Source organism: Streptomyces lichenis, from assembly GCF_023218175.1.
Taxonomy (GTDB): domain Bacteria; phylum Actinomycetota; class Actinomycetes; order Streptomycetales; family Streptomycetaceae; genus Streptomyces; species Streptomyces lichenis.
Window position 1 is genome coordinate 64,277 of the sequence record NZ_JALPTH010000016.1, and the last position, 15,154, is coordinate 79,430.

The window sequence follows — 15,154 nt, forward strand, 5'->3', positions numbered from 1 at the left end:
CTACTGACGCGTACGGCACCGGCAGGGCAGACTGTCCGGGGCGGAGCCGACCGCGCGGGGCCGTGGGAAGCGGAACCGGCGGGCGAGAGGGGCAGCAGGGGGAGCTATGGACCGTGAGCACGGGCCGGTGACGCCGCCGGTACAGCCACCGCCGCAGCGGACCGGAACCCATGACGCGGACAGCGCGGACAGCCGGGAGTACGGGGCGGGGAGCGGGTTGCGGTTCACCGTGCTGGGGCCGGTGCGGGTGGTACGGGACGGCGAGGCGCTGCCCTCCGGCTCCCCTCAGCAGCGGGCGCTGCTGGCCGCGCTGCTGCTGCGCGAGGGGGGCACCGCGACGGCGGCCGAGCTGATCGACGGCATCTGGGGCGAGCGGCCGCCCACCCAGGCGCTCGCCGCGCTCCGTACGTACGCCTCCCGGCTGCGCAAGGTGCTGCCCGCGGACGCGCTGGTCAGCGAGTCGGGCGGATACGCGCTGCGGGTCCCGCCCGGGTCGGTGGACCTGCCCACCGCCCGGGGCCTGGCCGACCGGGCGGGCAAGGCCCGGGCCGCGGGCGACCGCGGCGGGGCGCGCGAGCTGCTGGCCCGGTCGCTGGAGCAGTGGGACGGCGAACCGCTCGCCTCGGTGCCCGGCCCCTACGCCGAGACCCAGCGCACCCGGCTGGCCGAGTGGCGGCTGACCCTGCTGGAGACCCGGCTCGAACTGGACCTGGAGTGCGGCCGGCACGCGGGCACCGTCTCCGAGCTGACCGCGCTCACCGCCGCCCACCCCCTGCGCGAGCGGCTGCGCGAGCTGCTGATGCTGGCGCTGTACCGGGGCGGCCGGCAGGCCGAGGCCCTCGCCGTGTACGCCGACACCCGCCGGCTGCTCGCCGAGGAGCTGGGCGTCGACCCGGGCCCGGAGCTGGCCCGGCTCCAGGAGCGCATCCTGCGCGCCGACGAGGAGCTGGCCCGCTCCGCCGAGGAGTCCGCCGCGTACACCGGCCCCACCCGGCCCGCCCAGCTGCCCGCCGCCGTACCGGACTTCACCGGCCGCGCCCCCTTCGTCCGCGAGCTGGGCGCGCGGCTGGCCGACTCCGGCGGCGCGGAGGGGGCCGAGACAGCGGGCGGCGGTACGGGGGCCGGGTCGGTGATGGCCGTCTCGGCGCTGGCCGGGATAGGCGGGGTCGGCAAGACCACGCTCGCCGTGCACGTGGCGCACGCGGCCCGGCCCGGCTTCCCCGACGGCCAGCTCTATGTGGACCTCCAGGGCGCCGGACCGCGCCCGGCCGAGCCCGAGGTGGTGCTCGGCGCCTTCCTGCGCGCCCTGGGCACCGCCGACACCGCCGTACCGGACGGCCTGGAGGAGCGGGCCGCGCTGTACCGCTCGACGCTGGCCGGGCGGCGGGTGCTGGTGCTGCTGGACAACGCCCGGGACGCCGCCCAGGTCCGCCCGCTGCTGCCGGGCACCGCCGGGTGCGCCGCGCTGGTGACCAGCCGGGTGCGCATGGTGGACCTGGCCGGGGCGTACCTGGTCGACCTGGACGTGATGGCGCCCGACGAGGCGCTCCAGCTGTTCACCCGGATCGTCGGGGCCGAGCGGGTGGGCGCCGAGCGGGAGGCCTCGCTGGACGTGGTCGCCGCCTGCGGGTTCCTGCCGCTGGCCATCCGGATCGCCGCCTCCCGGCTGGCGGCCCGCCGCACCTGGACGGTGTCCGCGCTGGCCGCCAAACTCGCCGACGAGCGGCGCCGGCTGGACGAGCTGCGGGCCGGCGACCTGGCCGTGAAGGCCACCTTCGAGCTGGGCTACGGCCAGCTGGAGCCCGCCCAGGCCCGTGCCTTCCGGCTGCTGGGGCTGGCCGACGGGCCGGATGTCTCGCTGGCCGCCGCGGCCGCGATGCTCGACCTGCCGGCGGAGGAGGCCGAGGAGCTGCTGGAGTCCCTGGTGGACGCCTCCCTGCTGGAGTCCGCCGCGCCCGGCCGCTACCGCTTCCACGACCTGGTGCGGCTGTTCGCCCGCTCCTGCGCCGAGAGCGGGGCAGCGGGCCGGCCCGAGGGGGCGGCGGCGCTGGACCGGCTGCTGGGCTTCTACCTGGCCACCGCCGCCCGGGTGTACGCCATCGAGCGGCCCGGCGACCGGCTGGTGGACCGGCTGGAGCCGGCCGGGTACGCCGGGCTGGACTTCGCCGACCGGTACGCGGCGATGGACTGGCTCTACGCCGAGGCGCACTGCCTGCTGGCCTGCGCCCGCCAGTCGTCCGCCGAGGTCACGTCCGGCGGAGACCGGCTGCGGCGGGCCGTGGACCTGCTGTGGGCGGCCAAGGACCTGGCCGAGTCGGGCGCCAACGCCCAGCAGTACGAGGCCGCCGCGATCACCGCCCGGCAGGCCGCCCGCGCGGCCGGGGACGCCCGTAGCGAGGGCCGGGCCAGGACCGCGCTGACCAACGTCCACCTGGTCGCCGGGCGTTACGACGAGGCCGACGAGGAGGCCCGTACCGCCCGCGACCTGGCCGTCGCCAGTGGGGACGCGGCCTCGGTCTACTGGACCGACAACGACCGCGGCATCATCGCCCTCAACCAGGGCCGCTATCCGGACGCCGAGGAACTGTGGCAGCGCGCCCGGGACGGCGCGCGGGCCGACGGCAACCCCTCCGTGGAGGCCAGCGCCGTCTGCAACCTGTCCCGGCTGCACGGCTTCACCGAGCGCCCGGACAGCGCGATCCGGCTGGCCCGGGAAGGACTCGCCCTGTACCGGCGGATCGGCGGCGACATGCGGCTGGACAACGCCCGGTACGCGCTCGGGGTGATCCTCTCCCACAGCGGCCGGTACGCCGAGGCCCTGGTCGAACTCACCCAGGCCGCGCACGGGTTCGGCCGCAACCGGCAGTGGCTGTGGCAGGGCACCGCGTACTTCCGCGTCGCCGAGGCCCAGTTGGCGTCCCGGCGGGCGCCGCTGGCCGCCCAGCACGCCGAGGAGGCGCTGTCGCTGGGCTGCATCGGTGGCGACCGGATGCGGGGCAATGTGCTGACGGTGCTCGGCCGCGCGCTGGACGCCCTCGGTCAGAGCGACCGGGCGCGGGCCTGCTGGCAGGAGGCGCTCTCCCTCTACGAGCGGCTGGGCGCCCCCGAGGCCGACCAGGTCCGCGCCCTGCTGAGCCCGCTCGCGGCGGCCTGAGCACGATCGGCGGGCCCCGGGAACGGCAGGCAGGTCCCGAGCACGGCCGGGGGCTCTTCCGCCCCCGGCCCCACCTGGGCGTTCAGCGTTCGTTTATGCGCGTCCGGCAGTGTTCCCACCACGATCCGCCGCGTCGGGGGGCAGGCGGATCGCCTGGGGGCCGTCACTAGGGTGGACGGTCCTGAAGCGCCCGTTCGGCGACCGCGGGGGGAGCCGCCGGACGGGCGTCTCGTTCCCGCCGGCCCCCACCAGGCACCACCAAGGAGCACACCATGAGCAACACCGCAGAGCAGCCGACCGCGCAGCCGCTGGACAACCACACCCCGGCGCCGCCGAAGAACGCGGCCCAGCCGCTCGACAACCACACGCCCGCGCCGCCCAAGAGCGCCGCGCAGCCGCTGGACAACCACACTCCGGCACCGCCGAAGAACGCGGCCCAGCCGCTCGACAACCACACGCCCGCGCCGCCGGCGCGCTGAGGCGAACCGAGCCGAGCCCATCGGTTCGCCGCACCAGGGGGAACGAGGCCGCGACGGGAGGGGACCCGTCGCGGCCTCGCCGTGTGCGCCGCCGGCCTGTCCGGACGGCGGAGCCGGGCCCGCGTACCGGCTGGTGCCCGCGTACGGGCCCGGCCCCGTACCGCCTCAGGCCCGCTCGGCCGCCGCCGCGCACCGCACGACCCGGTCCACCGCCCGGGGCGTGCCCATCCGCAGCTCGACCGCCCTGCTCTCCCCCGCGTCCAGCGTGACCGAGGTCCGCGCGCGGTCGACCACCTTCCCGCGGGAGTCCAGGAACTCGATCCGTACCGCGAACCGGGACTCGGCGGCGGCGCGGGAGGTCACCCGGACCGTGGCCGAGGTGTCGTCGGCGCCGCCCTTGCGCTTCCCCTTCGTCCCGGTCCGCTTCCGGGGGCCGGCGTCCTCCACGCAGTCCTCCACCGCGACCTCCACGTCCTCGCCGGTGGAGGCGGAGGGGGTGGGCGCGGTCGTGGTGTCACCGCCCGAGCCGCTGCCGTGGTCGTCGTCGGAGTGGTCGCTGCCGTGACCGCCGCCGCCGTTGCCCTTCTTGGAGCTGGAGCAGCCGCCGCCCCCGCCGGAGCCGCTTCCGCCCTTCCTCGCGTCCAGGCCGCTCTGGAAGCCGGTCAGTGCCAGCACCACCGCCAGCAGCACCACCGTGAACCGCAACCGCCTGCGTACCATCACCGCACCCCCGTGCTGTGTCATGTTCTCGTCGTACTACCCGGCCAGGTTAGCGGCCCGGTCGCGGCGGCCGCCCGGACGGGGCCCGCCCTGTGGCAGCCTCGCCGGCTCCGGCGTACGTTCGGGAACGGACCCGACCGGCGTCGGCAGGAGGCCGAGCATGATCCGTAACGCCGTCGGCTCGCTGCTCGCCCTGGTGGGCGCCGCGGCCGCCGTATGGAGCCCCTTCCTCGCCTGGTACAACGGCCGCGCCGGTCGCGACTACGCGATCGCCGACCTGTTCGGCGGCATCACCGGGAACGAGCCCGCGCCGATCGCCTCGCTGCTGCTGCCGTTCGCCTTCGCCGCGCTGCTCACCCTGTTCGGGATCGTGCTGCGCTCCCGGCTGCTGGTGGGGCTGGCCGGGCTGGTGGTGCTGGGCTTCACCGTGCTGTGGATGGTCCGCCAGGGGCAGGCCGCCGACAGCCTGAGCATCGAACCGGACGGCACCGGTCTCGGCTGGGGCGTGGGCGCCGCCGCGGCCGGCGGGCTCCTGCTGCTGCTCGCCGCCGCGCTGATGAGCGGGCGCCGCGGGGTCCGGGGCCGCCGCCGGGCCCGCCGGGAACGCGAGGAGCTCCCCGAGGAGCGGTACGGGGAGCCGTACCGGCAGCCCCAGCCGCAGCCGTACGAGCAGCAGCCGCAGCCGTACGAGGATCAGTACGGCGGCCGGCCGGCCCCGTACGACCCCCACGACCCCGATGCCGCTCAGGGCCGCCCCGGCCCGTACGGCGAGCAGCCCCCGCACCCGGGCCAGGACCAGCCGACGCGCTCCTACGGGCCGACCGACACGCCCCCGTACGGCCAGCGCTACGACGGGCTGGACGAGCACCGGCCGCCCCCGGACGAGGACGGCCGACCGCCGCGGTAGCCACCGGCGCTAGCGTGCCGTCCCGCCGCGCCCGGTCGCCGTGCCCTTGACCGCGTCCAGCGCGTAGACGCAGCGGTCCTTGCTGCACGCGTACACCACGCCCGCCCGGGCCACCAGCGAGCCGGTGATCTCGCCGCCGGTGGTGAGCTTCCAGCGCAGCTGCCCGCCGGCCGCGTCCACCGTGTAGAGGACGTGGTCGGCCGAGCCGAAGTGCAGCCGGCCGTCGGCGACCACCGGGGCGCCGATGATCGGGCCGCCGGCCGGGAAGCGCCACTTCGGGGTGCCGGTGACCGCGTCCAGGGTGTAGAGCGCGCTGCCGCTGCCGACGTGCACATGGCCGTCGGCGACCAGCACCGGCTCGGTGGACTGGCGGGACTCGGTGGCGATCCGCCAGCGGTCCTTGCCGGTCGTCGCGTCCAGCGCGTAGACCGTGCCGAGGTAGTCCGCCAGGTACACCCCTCCGCCGGTGACCGCCGGGCCGGGGGCGAAGGCGGGCGGCGAGAGGAAGACCGCGGGGGCCTCGAAGTGCCAGCGCACATGCCCGGAGGCGATGTCCACCGAGAGCACCCGGGTGCCGGCCGCCACATACGCGTAGCCGTCCTCCGCGGTGGTCACCCGCACCGGCGCGCCCCCGCAGGAGGCGGCGTCGCCGACGGGGTAGGACCAGCGCTCGATGCCGGTGCGGGCGTCCAGGGCGCGCAGCCGGGCGTCCTTCCAGACGAAGACGGTGTCGCCGTGCAGGGCGGGCCCGGCGTCGGCGGTCTCGAAGTCGGTCTGGGCGCCGGTGACCTCCCAGAGCCGGGAGCCGTTGGAGGCCTCCCAGCCCTGGACGCCGCCGCCCCGGGTGCCGGTGACCACGGTGCCGCGGTCCACGGCGAGCGAGTACACCCAGGCGTCGGTGTTCAGCCGCCACCGCTCGGTGCCGTCCAGGGCGTCCAGCGCGTACAGCGAGGGGCCGTCGGAGGCGTGCACCCGCCCGTTCTCGACCGCCATGGTCCAGGCGACCTCGCGGGTCTTGAACTGGCGCCGCCCGGTGGCCGTGTCCAGCGCGTGCACCTCGAAGGAGGTGACGTAGAGCAGGTCGCCGTCGACGATCGGGGTGCCCCAGACGTCGTTGGACATCCGGAACCGCCAGGGCCGCCAGCGGCCGGGACCGGTGGGCTCCTGGGCGGGCATCGGCGGCACGGACGGCGGTACGGGGGCGGGGGCGGCCCCGGTGACCGGGGCCGCCGCGCCGCCGGCTCCGGTGAGCCCGGCCGGGCGGCGGATCCAGCCGGTGGCGGGTCCGGCGTCGGCGACCACGGCCGCGCGGGTGTCGGCGACCCGCGGCCCGGGGCCGATCGGCACGGGACCGGCGCCGAGGCGCACCGGGGCGCCCGGGGCGCGCGCATGGCCGGTGCGCGGGTCGGCGCCGTGGCCGCCGGGTCCGTGCCCGGGTCCAGGCGCGGGCCGGGAGGGCGGGACGGGCGGCGGCGCGGAGGGCATCGGCGGGGGCGGCGGGGGGTTGGGGCGGCCGCCGCGGCGGGCCTCGATCATCGCGGTGGAGCGCGCCGGCAGCCAGGCCGAGGCGGTGCCGCTGTCGTCGCCGCCGGCGAAGAGGTGCGGGGCCAGCTGGGACTGGAGGTCGGCCGGGGTGGGCCGCCGGGTGGGGTCCTGGTCCATACAGGACTCGATGAGCGGCCGCAGCTCCTCGGGCAGGCCCTCCAGGTCGGGGCCCTCGCGCAGCAGCATGAAGACGGTCTCGACCGGGTTGGCGCCGTGGAACGGGGCGTGTCCGGTGGCGGCGAACACCAGGGTCGAGCCGAGCGAGAAGACATCGCTGGCGCCGGTGACGCTGCGCGAGTCGCGGGCCTGCTCGGGGGACATGTAGGCGGGGGTCCCGACGGCGACGTTGGTCATGGTCAGCCGGGTGTTGGAGACCCCGGAGGCGATACCGAAGTCGATGACCCGGGGCCCGTCCTCCACCACCAGGACGTTGGAGGGCTTGAGGTCGCGGTGGACCAGGTCGGCGCCGTGGATGGACTGCAGCGCCTCGGCGATGCCGGCCGCCAGCCACCGTACGGCCTGGGCGGGCATCGGCCCGCACTCGTTGACGATCTCCTCCAGGGAGGGCGCCGGGACGTAGGCGGTGGCCAGCCAGGGCACGGCGGCCCGGGGGTCGGCGTCGACCACGGCCGCGGTGTAGAAGCCGGAGACCGCCCGGGCGGCCTCCACCTCGCGGGTGAAGCGGACGCGGAACAGCTGGTCGTCGGCGAGCTCGGTCCGCACGGTCTTGATCGCCACGCGCCGGCCGGACGCCGACCGCGCGAGATACACCAGGCCCATGCCGCCGGCCCCGAGCCGGCCCAGCACCTCGAAGGGCCCGATGCGTCTCGGGTCGTGCTGCGTCAGCTGGTCCACTTGCCTGCCACCTCCCCGTGGGGGCCCTTGGATGGTCGGCCCCCGTGGACCCCGATTCTTCCTGTCCGAGGCGGCGGTTGCGAACCCGGGGGCGTATCGGGGTGTCATGCCCTTTTCCGGACCGGAAGCGGGTAGTGGGGGTGGTGTCAGGCGTCCCCTGGTGGCGTCAAAGGCCGCCTTCGGCCCGTCGGGCCGTCCTCGGGCTCGTCAGGCCGTCCTTGGGCTCGTCAGGCCGCCTCGGGCTCGGCCAGCACGGCGAAGACCGCGCCCTGGTCGTCGGCGAGGAGGGCGATCCGGCCGTACGGGGTGTCGAACGGCGGTTCGTTGATCCGGCCGCCCAGCTCGGTGGCGCGGGCGGCGGTCTCGTCGCAGTCGGCGACCGAGAAGTAGACCAGGAAGTGGGCGGGCATCGCGGCCGGGAAGGCGTCGGTGATCACGCTGCGCCCGCCGACCGCGTTCTCGTCGCTGGCCCGCGTCCCGGCCGGCGACCAGACCCGGAAGTCCACGGTGGCGTCGTCCAGGTCGTGCACCTGGAAGCCGAACACCGTCTCGTAGAAGGCGTCCACGCTGTCCTTGTCCCGGGTGTAGACCTCGGTCCAGCAGAAGGAGCCCGGTTCGCCCTGCCGCTCGAAGCCGCTCTGCCCGCCCGCCTCCCAGAGCCCGAAGACGGCGCCGCCCGGGTCGGCGGCCTGGGCGATGACGGCCAGGCCGCCGGTGAGCGGCACCGGGTCGGTGATCACCAGTCCGCCGGCCTCCGTCACCCGGCGCGCGGCGGCCGGGGCGTCGGGGGTGGCGAAGTAGACGTTCCAGGTGGTGGGCATGCGGCCGTCCCGCTTGGGCGCGAGCGCGGCGACCCGGCGGCCGTCCCGGTAGGCGGTGGCGTACGGGGCGGCCTCCCCGGAACCGACCCGGTCGACGCCGTCCCGGACCCGGTCGGCACCGTCCGGCCCGAGCGCGCCGAGCCCGTCGGCCTCCTCGAAGGACCAGTCGAACAGGCCCCCGTAGAAGCGCTTGCCGGCCCGGACGTCGGGCAGCAGCACGTCCGCCCAGCACGGGGTGCCCTCTGCGAATGCGGCCATGGAACCGATCCCTTTCCCTGGAACGCGGAACGCCGGAAGCCGGAACACCGGAACACGGAAGGCGGAACGCCGGGGCGATCCGGCGGTCCGCCCCACTGCTTCCCCTGCTTCCACCGCCTCCACGCTAAAGGCGTATCGGGCGCCGCGCAGAAATGAATGCTCCGGCTTTCCCCGCACCCGGCGCACCCAGCGCACCGAAAGCCCGGGGAAACCGGTGAAATCGGCACCCTAGGCGGCCATCGCCACCGGATTTCCCGGCCGCCCTCATGACGCCTCCCGAGTGATCCCGCCGACCCCTTCTCCTTCCCTCCGCTCCTCGCCCATCCCCGCCGATCCTCCTCCCCCTCACCCCATTGCAGTCGGCCGAATAGCGCCCCGATCGTCCGTCGGTAAGCTGACGGCATGACAGGACAAGTACGTACCGTCGACGGCCGCGTGGCCGGCCGGCGTGGCCAGGCGACGCGGCAGAAGCTGCTCGACTGCCTCAGCGAGATGTTCGGCTCCTCGCCGTACCGGGACGTCAAAGTCATCGACGTCGCCCGTAAGGCGGGGACTTCTCCGGCGACCTTCTACCAGTACTTCCCCGACGTCGAGGGCGCGGTCCTCGAAATCGCCGAGGAAATGGCGAAGGAAAGCGGCGAGCTGGCCGATCTGGCCTCCGGCCGTTCCTGGGTCGGCAAGGCCGCCTGGAGCGCCTCCGAGGAGCTGGTCGACGGATTCCTCGACTTCTGGCGCCGCAATGACGCGCTGCTTCGGGTGATCGACCTGGGCGCGGCGGAGGGCGACAAGCGGTTCGCGAAGATCCGGCTGAAGATCCTCGGTTCGGTGACCTCGGGAATCTCCGACGCGGTCAAGGAACTCCAGGCCAAGAACCGGGTCGACAAGGACATCAACGCGGCGGCGGTGGCGGGTGCACTGGTCACCATGATGGCCGGTGTGGCCTCCCAGCCGAAGGCCTTCCAGGCCTGGGGCGTGAAGCAGGCCGAGGTCAGACCCAATCTGGCGCTGCTGGTGCATCTGGGCATCACCGGCAAGAAGCCCGCCCGCTGAGCCACCCCGGCCGCCACCCGTGCAGTAACGTTCCGCCAGCTCCACCGCCCCGCCCCCTGGAGCCCTCCCGCCGGACGGCCCCGCCCGCCCCCGCCGCCGGTCCTGTCGCGGCGCGGGGCGGGCGGCAGGACGACGGGGCGGATCGCCGACCGGGCGGACGTCCACCGCGGACCCGGTGCCCGGGCGCCTCCCGGACCGGCGCATCGGAACGGACCGGCGGATCCGCCGCCCGGCGGCGCCCCGCATCATGTCCCCATGGACCAAGCCCGTTTCGACGAGATCCTGCGCGCCCAGCCGGTCTGGGACACCGAGTTGCCCTCCTTCGACCCGGACCGGGTCCCCTCGGCGCCGCTGCCCCTCTTCCACGACTGGTTCGCGGCCGCCGCCGAGGCGGGGCAGGCCGAGCCGCACACCATGACGCTGGCCACCGTGGACGCCGAGGGGCGCCCGGACGCGCGGGTCGTCATCCTGCACGGCGCCGACGAGCACGGCTGGCACTTCGCCACCCACGCCACCAGCGCCAAGGGCCGCCAGCTCGCGGCCGCCCCGGACGCCGCCCTCTGCTTCTACTGGCCCGCCCAGGGCCGCCAGATCCGGGTGCGCGGCACGGTCGTCTCCGGCACCCCCGAGGAGGCGTACGAGGATCTGCACGTCCGCTCCACGGGTGCGCTGGCCGCGGCCCTGGTCGGCCGGCAGAGCGAGGTGCTGGACTCCCTCCCGGCGCTGACCCGGGCGAGCGAGGCCGCCTGGGAGCGGGCCCAGGAGGAGCCGGAGACCTCCGCCGAGACGTGGACGGTCTACGCGCTGACCGCGACCGAGGCCGAGTTCTTCCAGGGCGACGCCCGCCGCCGCCATGTACGCCTGCGCTACCGGCGCGCGGCGGACGGCGACGGCGTCGGCTGGGTACGGGAGTTGCTCTGGCCCTAGGGCGCCGACACACACCGCGCCCACTCCGCTACCCTGCGCGCATGCCACAGCACTCGACTCCCCGCACCCCGGCCCGGTCCCGGGCGTTCGCGCTCACCGCCGGCGCGGCGACCGCCCTGCTGGCCGCGACGGCCGCGCAGCTGCTGCTCCCCCACGCCGCGGCGACCCAGACCCGCCACACCCTGGCCGAGCCCCCCGCCCCGTACACCCCCACTCCCCCACCGGCGCCCGAGGAGGGCTGGACGACGCACATCTACGCGCCGGACTGGCGATGACGGAGCGGGAGGATCGTCGGTAGGATACGGAATATGTCCGACCCTACCGGCAAGTACTCCATCACGATGCCGCGAGACATCGCAGAGGCCGCCCGCGCCCGCAGCGGCCCGTCCGGCCTGTCCGCCTATGTGGCCGCCGCCGTCGCCCGCCAGATCGAGCGCGACAACCTCAACGAGCTCATCAGCGTCGCCGAGGCCGAACACGGGCCCATCGGCGAAGAAGAGATCCAGGCACTGCGCGACCAGCTTCACCAGGCCCGCGAGCACCAGCAGGACAGCGAGGCGACCGCCGCGTGAATCGGCCTGCCGCGACTCCCGGCGGCACTCTGGTCCTGGACAGCGAGGGACTGGCCAAGGCTGTATCGCGTGAACGGACCGTCACAGGCTGGCTCTCGCTCGCCCGCGCCGACGACCTCCGCGTGATCACCTCCGCCGCCGCCTTGGTGGAGGTGGTGCACCCCCGGATCAATCGGTCGGCCCTTGAGTGGACACTGTCCCGGCTCGTCGTCGAGCCTGTGACCGATCCGATTGCCCGCCACGCCGCGCGACTCCTCGCCGACGCCGGGCTGCACGGCCACACGTACGCCGTCGACGCCGTGCTGGGCGCCACCGCCTTGGCCGCTCCGGGACCGGTCACAGTCCTCACCTCGGATCCGGAGGACTTGACCGCCCTGTGCGGTAACCGTCTCACCGTGATCAAGGTCTGACCGGACGGCGGACGGGGGATGGGTCAGCGCCCCAGCCGGCTCAGCTCCCCCATGGCCTCCCGTTCCAGGCGGGCGAGTTCGGCCAGCAGGTCGCCCGCCTGTCCGAGGCAGCGCTCGTCGCCCGTCTCGCCGGCCCGGGCGACCAGTGCCGCGACCTCCGTCCACCCCCGCGCCGCCTCGGCGTACAGCCGGTGCCCGGTCCGCAGACGACTCCGGTCCGGCAGCCCGGCGGACTCGGCGCACTCGGCGAGGAAGTCGCGGTAGAGGTTGCGGAAGAGCGCGCCGCCGGTGCCGCCCTCCTCCATCAGCAGGGCGGCCCGCGGCAGGTCGCGCGCCGGGTCGGCGGCCCGCCGGAGCCAGCCGCGCACCAGCTTTCCGGCCTTCTCGACGCCCCGGTGGCCGAGGTTGGCGATGGGCGGGTCGAGGAAGGCGTCCGCGCAGGCGGTGACGGCCGGGACGATCGCGTCCGGCAGGGAGGGCGGGTCCGCCGGGGCGGTGAGGGTGAAGGAGCGGTGCCGGGCGGTCATCGGGCCGCGCTCGGCCCGGGCCCTGGCCAGCCCGGTCAGGCTGGTGGACACGGCTCCGCCCTGCTGGGTGGTGTCCACCAGATACGCGTCCGTGTCGTCGTAGCCGTACAGGGCGACGACATGCCCGCCGAAGTGCACCTTCGGCTCGAAGTAGTCCAGGTGGTGGCTGTCGAGCTGGAGTCCGACGGGCTGCCCGGCCTCCAGGGGCGCCACCGCGTTCTCCCAGGCCCTGCGCGGAGAGGCGGTCTCCCGGACCCGGAGGTCAAGCCCGAGCCGGGCGGCCAGGTTCCTGGTGAGCTCGAACGGCTTGACCCGGCCCCCCAGGAAGGGGAAGTCCATGCCCTTGGCGTCCCAGTAGACGAAGGACAGTCCGGAGCCGAGCCCGAAGAGCATGGCCTCGGACAGGTCGAGCCCCTGGTGCCGCAGCAGGACACCCAGGGCCGTGGTCTCGCAGTGCCGGGTCGTCCGTACGTCGACCCGGACCGCCTTCCTCACCTTGTGCGCGCTCTCCTCCATGCCGCCATGATGGCCCGGCCCCGCCTCACCCCGGGGTCGCGTCGCGCCAGGCCGCCTCGAACTCCTCCGCGCCCGTCTCCCAGGACGCGTACCGGGGGTCCCAGAGGTCCATCGGCGGGTTGAACAGCCAGTCCTCCGGGGTGGTCCGCACGGAGCTGCCGTCGGCGGCCACCTCGACCTGCCGCAGCCGCCGCCCGTCCGGCCCGAGCTCGCAGACCAGAGAGCTCCCCTCGCCGTCCTCCTGCCACCGCAGATACACCCGCTCCCGCCCGGCCAGCGCGCCGAACCCGGGCTCACCGCGCTGGGCCTCCCGCTGGGCCCGCAGCGAGCTGAGCGCGTCGGGGCCGGGCGCGTCCAGGTGCACCTCCTCCAGCCCCCACTCCGCCGCGCGGGCGCGGGTCTCCGGGTCGGTGACCACCTCGACCTCGGCGACCTCGCGCGGGATCTCCTCCGCCGAGGCCGCCCACACCCACCACCACACCCCGCCCATGCCGTAGTCATGGACCACCAGGTGCCGCGTCTTCCCCGCCACGGTCTCCGCCGCGGTCTCCGTGTCCGCCACCGTCCGCCCGTCCCCCACGCGTCCTCCCGCCAAAACCACTACTCCCGATCGCCGGCGTCCCAGTCCTCCGGCAGCCGGGGCGGGGTGCCCTGGGTCCACACCACCCGCAGCGCCGAGCCGGAGATCCGCCAGCCCTCCGCCGTCCTGACCAGCTCCGTCACCGTATGCCCCGCGGAGACGAACACACCCTCCGAGCCGTCCGCCAGTACCTGACAGTGCGGGAACCGCGGGACGCCGAGTGAAGCTCACCTTCTCCACGCTTGCCGGGGAGGACTGCCTCTGGTGGCAGGCCCAGGCCCGTAGGACGCTGAAACGCATCAACACCCTCATCGCGGATGCGGTGCGCAACGGCAACGAGGGGATCGGAAAGCCCGAACCGCTCAAGCACGGCTTCCAGGGCTACTGGTCGCGCCGCATCACGGACGAGCACCGGCTCATCTACAGAGTCACGGATGACATGGTCCTGGTCGTTCAGTGCCGCGGCGGTCGCACCCCCGCCCCCGCGTGACCGGATCGCAACCGAACCCCCTCTTGACCGAGACCCACCACGTGAACGCGCGGTTACGCTCGGCGTTCATGACCGAACGCGCCGAGCAGCCTGACGAGCAGAGCTCCCCGAGGCATCCCGAGCCGCCCGTGTACGTCGTCGGCGGCGGGCCCGGGGGGCTGGCCGTGGCGGCGGAGCTGGGCAGACGCGGGGTGCGGACGGTCGTCCTGGAGAAGGCGGACGCTGTCGGCGCCTCCTGGCGCGGGCACTACGACCGGCTGCGGCTGCACACCACCCGGCGGCTGTCCGGGCTCCCGGGGCTGCCGATGCCGCGGTCGTTCGGGCGCTGGGTGCGGCGGGACGACGTGGTCCGCTATCTGGAGAAGTACGCCGAGGTGCACCGGCTGGACGTGGTGACCGGGGTCGAGGTCAGCCGGATCGAGCGGGAGCCGGACGGGGGCGGCTGGGTGCTGTACGCGAGCGGGGGGCGGCGGCTGGTCGGGCGGGCCGTGGTGGTGGCGACCGGGTACAACCACACCCCGAGGGTGCCGGACTGGCCCGGTGCGGGGACCTATCAGGGGGAGTTGGGCCACGCGGGGGCGTACCGCGACCCGGCGCCGTACGCGGAGAAGGACGTGCTGGTGGTGGGCGCGGGGAACACCGGTGCCGAGATAGCCGCCGACCTCGCCGAGGGCGGCGCGGGGCGGGTGCGGCTGGCGGTGCGGACGGTGCCGCACATCGTGCGCCGCTCCACCCTGGGCTGGCCCTCGCAGCGCTCCGCCGTCATCGCGCGGCGGCTGCCGGTGAAGCTGGTGGACCTGGCGGCGGGCGTGCTCGGCCGGGTCGCGATTCCGGACCTGTCGAAGCACGGGCTGCCCCGGCCGGACACCGGGCTGGCCTCGCGGGCCCGGCAGGGCGCCGTGCCGGTGCTGGACGTCGGGCTGATCGCCGCCGTGCGGAGCGGCCGGGTGGAGATCGTGGCCGCCGTGGAGGGCTTCGACGGCGGCCGGGTGGTGCTGGCGGACGGCAGCCGGATCGCCCCGGACGCGGTGATCGCGGCCACCGGCTACCGGCGCGGTCTGGAGGGGCTGGTCGGGCACCTGGGCGTGCTGGACGAGCGGGGGCGGCCGCGGGTGCGGCGGGCCCGCTCGCCCCGGTCGGCGCCCGGGCTGTACTTCACCGGCTACACCAACCCCCTCAGCGGGATGCTGCTCGAACTCGCCCGGGACGGCCGGAAGATCAGCGGCCGCATTGCCCGGCGGGAGGCCAGGGCCTCGGTGCGGCGCGGCCGCCGGGAGGCCCGGGCGGCCGAGAGGGAGCGCCGCTCGGCCCCCGTACGGGGCGCCGCCCAGCGCTGACCCGCC

Annotated in this window: 16 protein-coding genes; 10 read left to right on the plus strand and 6 right to left on the minus strand. The window is 75.4% G+C overall.

Going from position 1 to position 15,154, the window contains the following annotated elements; genetic code table 11:
• Window positions 1–106: 106 nt before the first annotated feature.
• Both afsR and M1O15_RS17465 read left to right on the plus strand, forming a co-directional pair.
• Window positions 107–3,154 (plus strand): SARP-family global regulator AfsR, encoded by a 3,048-nt coding sequence (gene afsR / locus M1O15_RS17460; protein WP_248634808.1) that lies wholly within the window; start codon window positions 107–109, stop codon window positions 3,152–3,154.
• Window positions 3,155–3,426: 272 nt separating this feature from the next.
• Window positions 3,427–3,633 (plus strand): sigma-like protein, encoded by a 207-nt coding sequence (locus tag M1O15_RS17465; RefSeq protein WP_248634809.1) that lies wholly within the window; start codon window positions 3,427–3,429, stop codon window positions 3,631–3,633.
• Between the two features lie 165 nt (window positions 3,634–3,798).
• Here M1O15_RS17465 and M1O15_RS17470 read toward each other — a convergent pair whose 3' ends face one another.
• On the minus strand, window positions 3,799–4,377 hold the full coding sequence (locus M1O15_RS17470; RefSeq protein ID WP_248634810.1) for a hypothetical protein: 579 nt from the start codon (window positions 4,375–4,377) through the stop codon (window positions 3,799–3,801).
• A 136-nt stretch (window positions 4,378–4,513) separates the two neighbouring features.
• On the opposite strand from M1O15_RS17470, the gene M1O15_RS17475 reads away from it, so the two are divergent.
• Window positions 4,514–5,260 carry a hypothetical protein gene (locus M1O15_RS17475; RefSeq protein WP_248634812.1) on the plus strand — a complete coding sequence of 249 codons (747 nt, stop codon included), beginning with the start codon at window positions 4,514–4,516 and terminating at the stop codon, window positions 5,258–5,260.
• Window positions 5,261–5,269: 9 nt separating this feature from the next.
• Here M1O15_RS17475 and afsK read toward each other — a convergent pair whose 3' ends face one another.
• Together afsK and kbpA are read right to left on the minus strand one after the other, a co-directional pair.
• Window positions 5,270–7,660 (minus strand): protein serine/threonine kinase AfsK, encoded by a 2,391-nt coding sequence (gene afsK / locus M1O15_RS17480; protein ID WP_248634814.1) that lies wholly within the window; start codon window positions 7,658–7,660, stop codon window positions 5,270–5,272.
• Between the two features lie 227 nt (window positions 7,661–7,887).
• A complete protein-coding gene (kbpA, locus tag M1O15_RS17485; protein WP_248634816.1) occupies window positions 7,888–8,739 on the minus strand; it encodes an AfsK-binding protein KbpA in 852 nt (283 codons plus the stop codon).
• Between the two features lie 402 nt (window positions 8,740–9,141).
• Here kbpA and M1O15_RS17490 point away from each other — a divergent pair, with 402 nt between their 5' ends.
• From M1O15_RS17490 to M1O15_RS17510, 5 genes are all read left to right on the plus strand, one after another.
• On the plus strand, window positions 9,142–9,789 hold the full coding sequence (locus M1O15_RS17490; RefSeq protein WP_248634818.1) for a TetR family transcriptional regulator: 648 nt from the start codon (window positions 9,142–9,144) through the stop codon (window positions 9,787–9,789).
• 255 nt (window positions 9,790–10,044) lie between these two features.
• Entirely contained in the window at window positions 10,045–10,716 is a 672-nt protein-coding gene (locus M1O15_RS17495) for a pyridoxine/pyridoxamine 5'-phosphate oxidase (RefSeq protein WP_248634819.1), read from the plus strand.
• Between the two features lie 41 nt (window positions 10,717–10,757).
• The gene (locus M1O15_RS17500; RefSeq protein WP_248634820.1) at window positions 10,758–10,991 is read left to right on the plus strand and encodes a hypothetical protein; all 234 of its coding nucleotides are present in this window, start codon (window positions 10,758–10,760) and stop codon (window positions 10,989–10,991) included.
• Between the two features lie 33 nt (window positions 10,992–11,024).
• Complete coding sequence (locus M1O15_RS17505) at window positions 11,025–11,288, plus strand: CopG family transcriptional regulator (RefSeq protein ID WP_248634821.1); 264 nt, start codon at window positions 11,025–11,027, stop codon at window positions 11,286–11,288.
• Entirely contained in the window at window positions 11,285–11,698 is a 414-nt protein-coding gene (locus M1O15_RS17510; protein ID WP_248634822.1) for a DNA-binding protein, read from the plus strand. The genes M1O15_RS17505 and M1O15_RS17510 overlap by 4 nt, the downstream gene beginning before the upstream one ends.
• 23 nt (window positions 11,699–11,721) lie before the next feature.
• On the opposite strand, the gene M1O15_RS17515 is transcribed toward M1O15_RS17510, so the two are convergent.
• Genes M1O15_RS17515 through M1O15_RS31455 form a run of 3 tightly spaced genes read right to left on the minus strand, consistent with a single transcriptional unit; the run spans window position 11,722 to window position 13,464 of the window.
• Window positions 11,722–12,741, minus strand: coding sequence for a BtrH N-terminal domain-containing protein (locus tag M1O15_RS17515; RefSeq protein ID WP_248634824.1), 1,020 nt, complete (start codon window positions 12,739–12,741; stop codon window positions 11,722–11,724).
• Window positions 12,742–12,766: 25 nt separating this feature from the next.
• Entirely contained in the window at window positions 12,767–13,303 is a 537-nt protein-coding gene (locus tag M1O15_RS17520) for a hypothetical protein (protein ID WP_248634825.1), read from the minus strand.
• 38 nt (window positions 13,304–13,341) lie between these two features.
• Window positions 13,342–13,464 (minus strand): hypothetical protein, encoded by a 123-nt coding sequence (locus tag M1O15_RS31455; RefSeq protein WP_282576871.1) that lies wholly within the window; start codon window positions 13,462–13,464, stop codon window positions 13,342–13,344.
• A gap of 77 nt (window positions 13,465–13,541) precedes the next feature.
• On the opposite strand from M1O15_RS31455, the gene M1O15_RS17525 reads away from it, so the two are divergent.
• A complete protein-coding gene (locus M1O15_RS17525) occupies window positions 13,542–13,811 on the plus strand; it encodes a Txe/YoeB family addiction module toxin (protein ID WP_248634827.1) in 270 nt (89 codons plus the stop codon).
• Window positions 13,812–13,879: 68 nt separating this feature from the next.
• Window positions 13,880–15,148, plus strand: coding sequence for a flavin-containing monooxygenase (locus M1O15_RS17530; RefSeq protein ID WP_248634828.1), 1,269 nt, complete (start codon window positions 13,880–13,882; stop codon window positions 15,146–15,148).
• Window positions 15,149–15,154 lie beyond the last annotated feature (6 nt).

Bases quoted from the DNA above. Each gene is read 5' to 3' on its own strand.
- afsR (WP_248634808.1), top strand. From the start codon at position 107: ATGGACCGTGAGCACGGGCCGGTGACGCCGCCGGTACAGCCACCGCCG.
- M1O15_RS17465 (WP_248634809.1), top strand. From the start codon at position 3,427: ATGAGCAACACCGCAGAGCAGCCGACCGCGCAGCCGCTGGACAACCAC.
- M1O15_RS17470 (WP_248634810.1), bottom strand. From the start codon at position 4,377: ATGACACAGCACGGGGGTGCGGTGATGGTACGCAGGCGGTTGCGGTTC.
- M1O15_RS17475 (WP_248634812.1), top strand. From the start codon at position 4,514: ATGATCCGTAACGCCGTCGGCTCGCTGCTCGCCCTGGTGGGCGCCGCG.
- kbpA (WP_248634816.1), bottom strand. From the start codon at position 8,739: ATGGCCGCATTCGCAGAGGGCACCCCGTGCTGGGCGGACGTGCTGCTG.
- M1O15_RS17490 (WP_248634818.1), top strand. From the start codon at position 9,142: ATGACAGGACAAGTACGTACCGTCGACGGCCGCGTGGCCGGCCGGCGT.
- M1O15_RS17495 (WP_248634819.1), top strand. From the start codon at position 10,045: ATGGACCAAGCCCGTTTCGACGAGATCCTGCGCGCCCAGCCGGTCTGG.
- M1O15_RS17500 (WP_248634820.1), top strand. From the start codon at position 10,758: ATGCCACAGCACTCGACTCCCCGCACCCCGGCCCGGTCCCGGGCGTTC.
- M1O15_RS17505 (WP_248634821.1), top strand. From the start codon at position 11,025: ATGTCCGACCCTACCGGCAAGTACTCCATCACGATGCCGCGAGACATC.
- M1O15_RS17515 (WP_248634824.1), bottom strand. From the start codon at position 12,741: ATGGAGGAGAGCGCGCACAAGGTGAGGAAGGCGGTCCGGGTCGACGTA.
- M1O15_RS17530 (WP_248634828.1), top strand. From the start codon at position 13,880: ATGACCGAACGCGCCGAGCAGCCTGACGAGCAGAGCTCCCCGAGGCAT.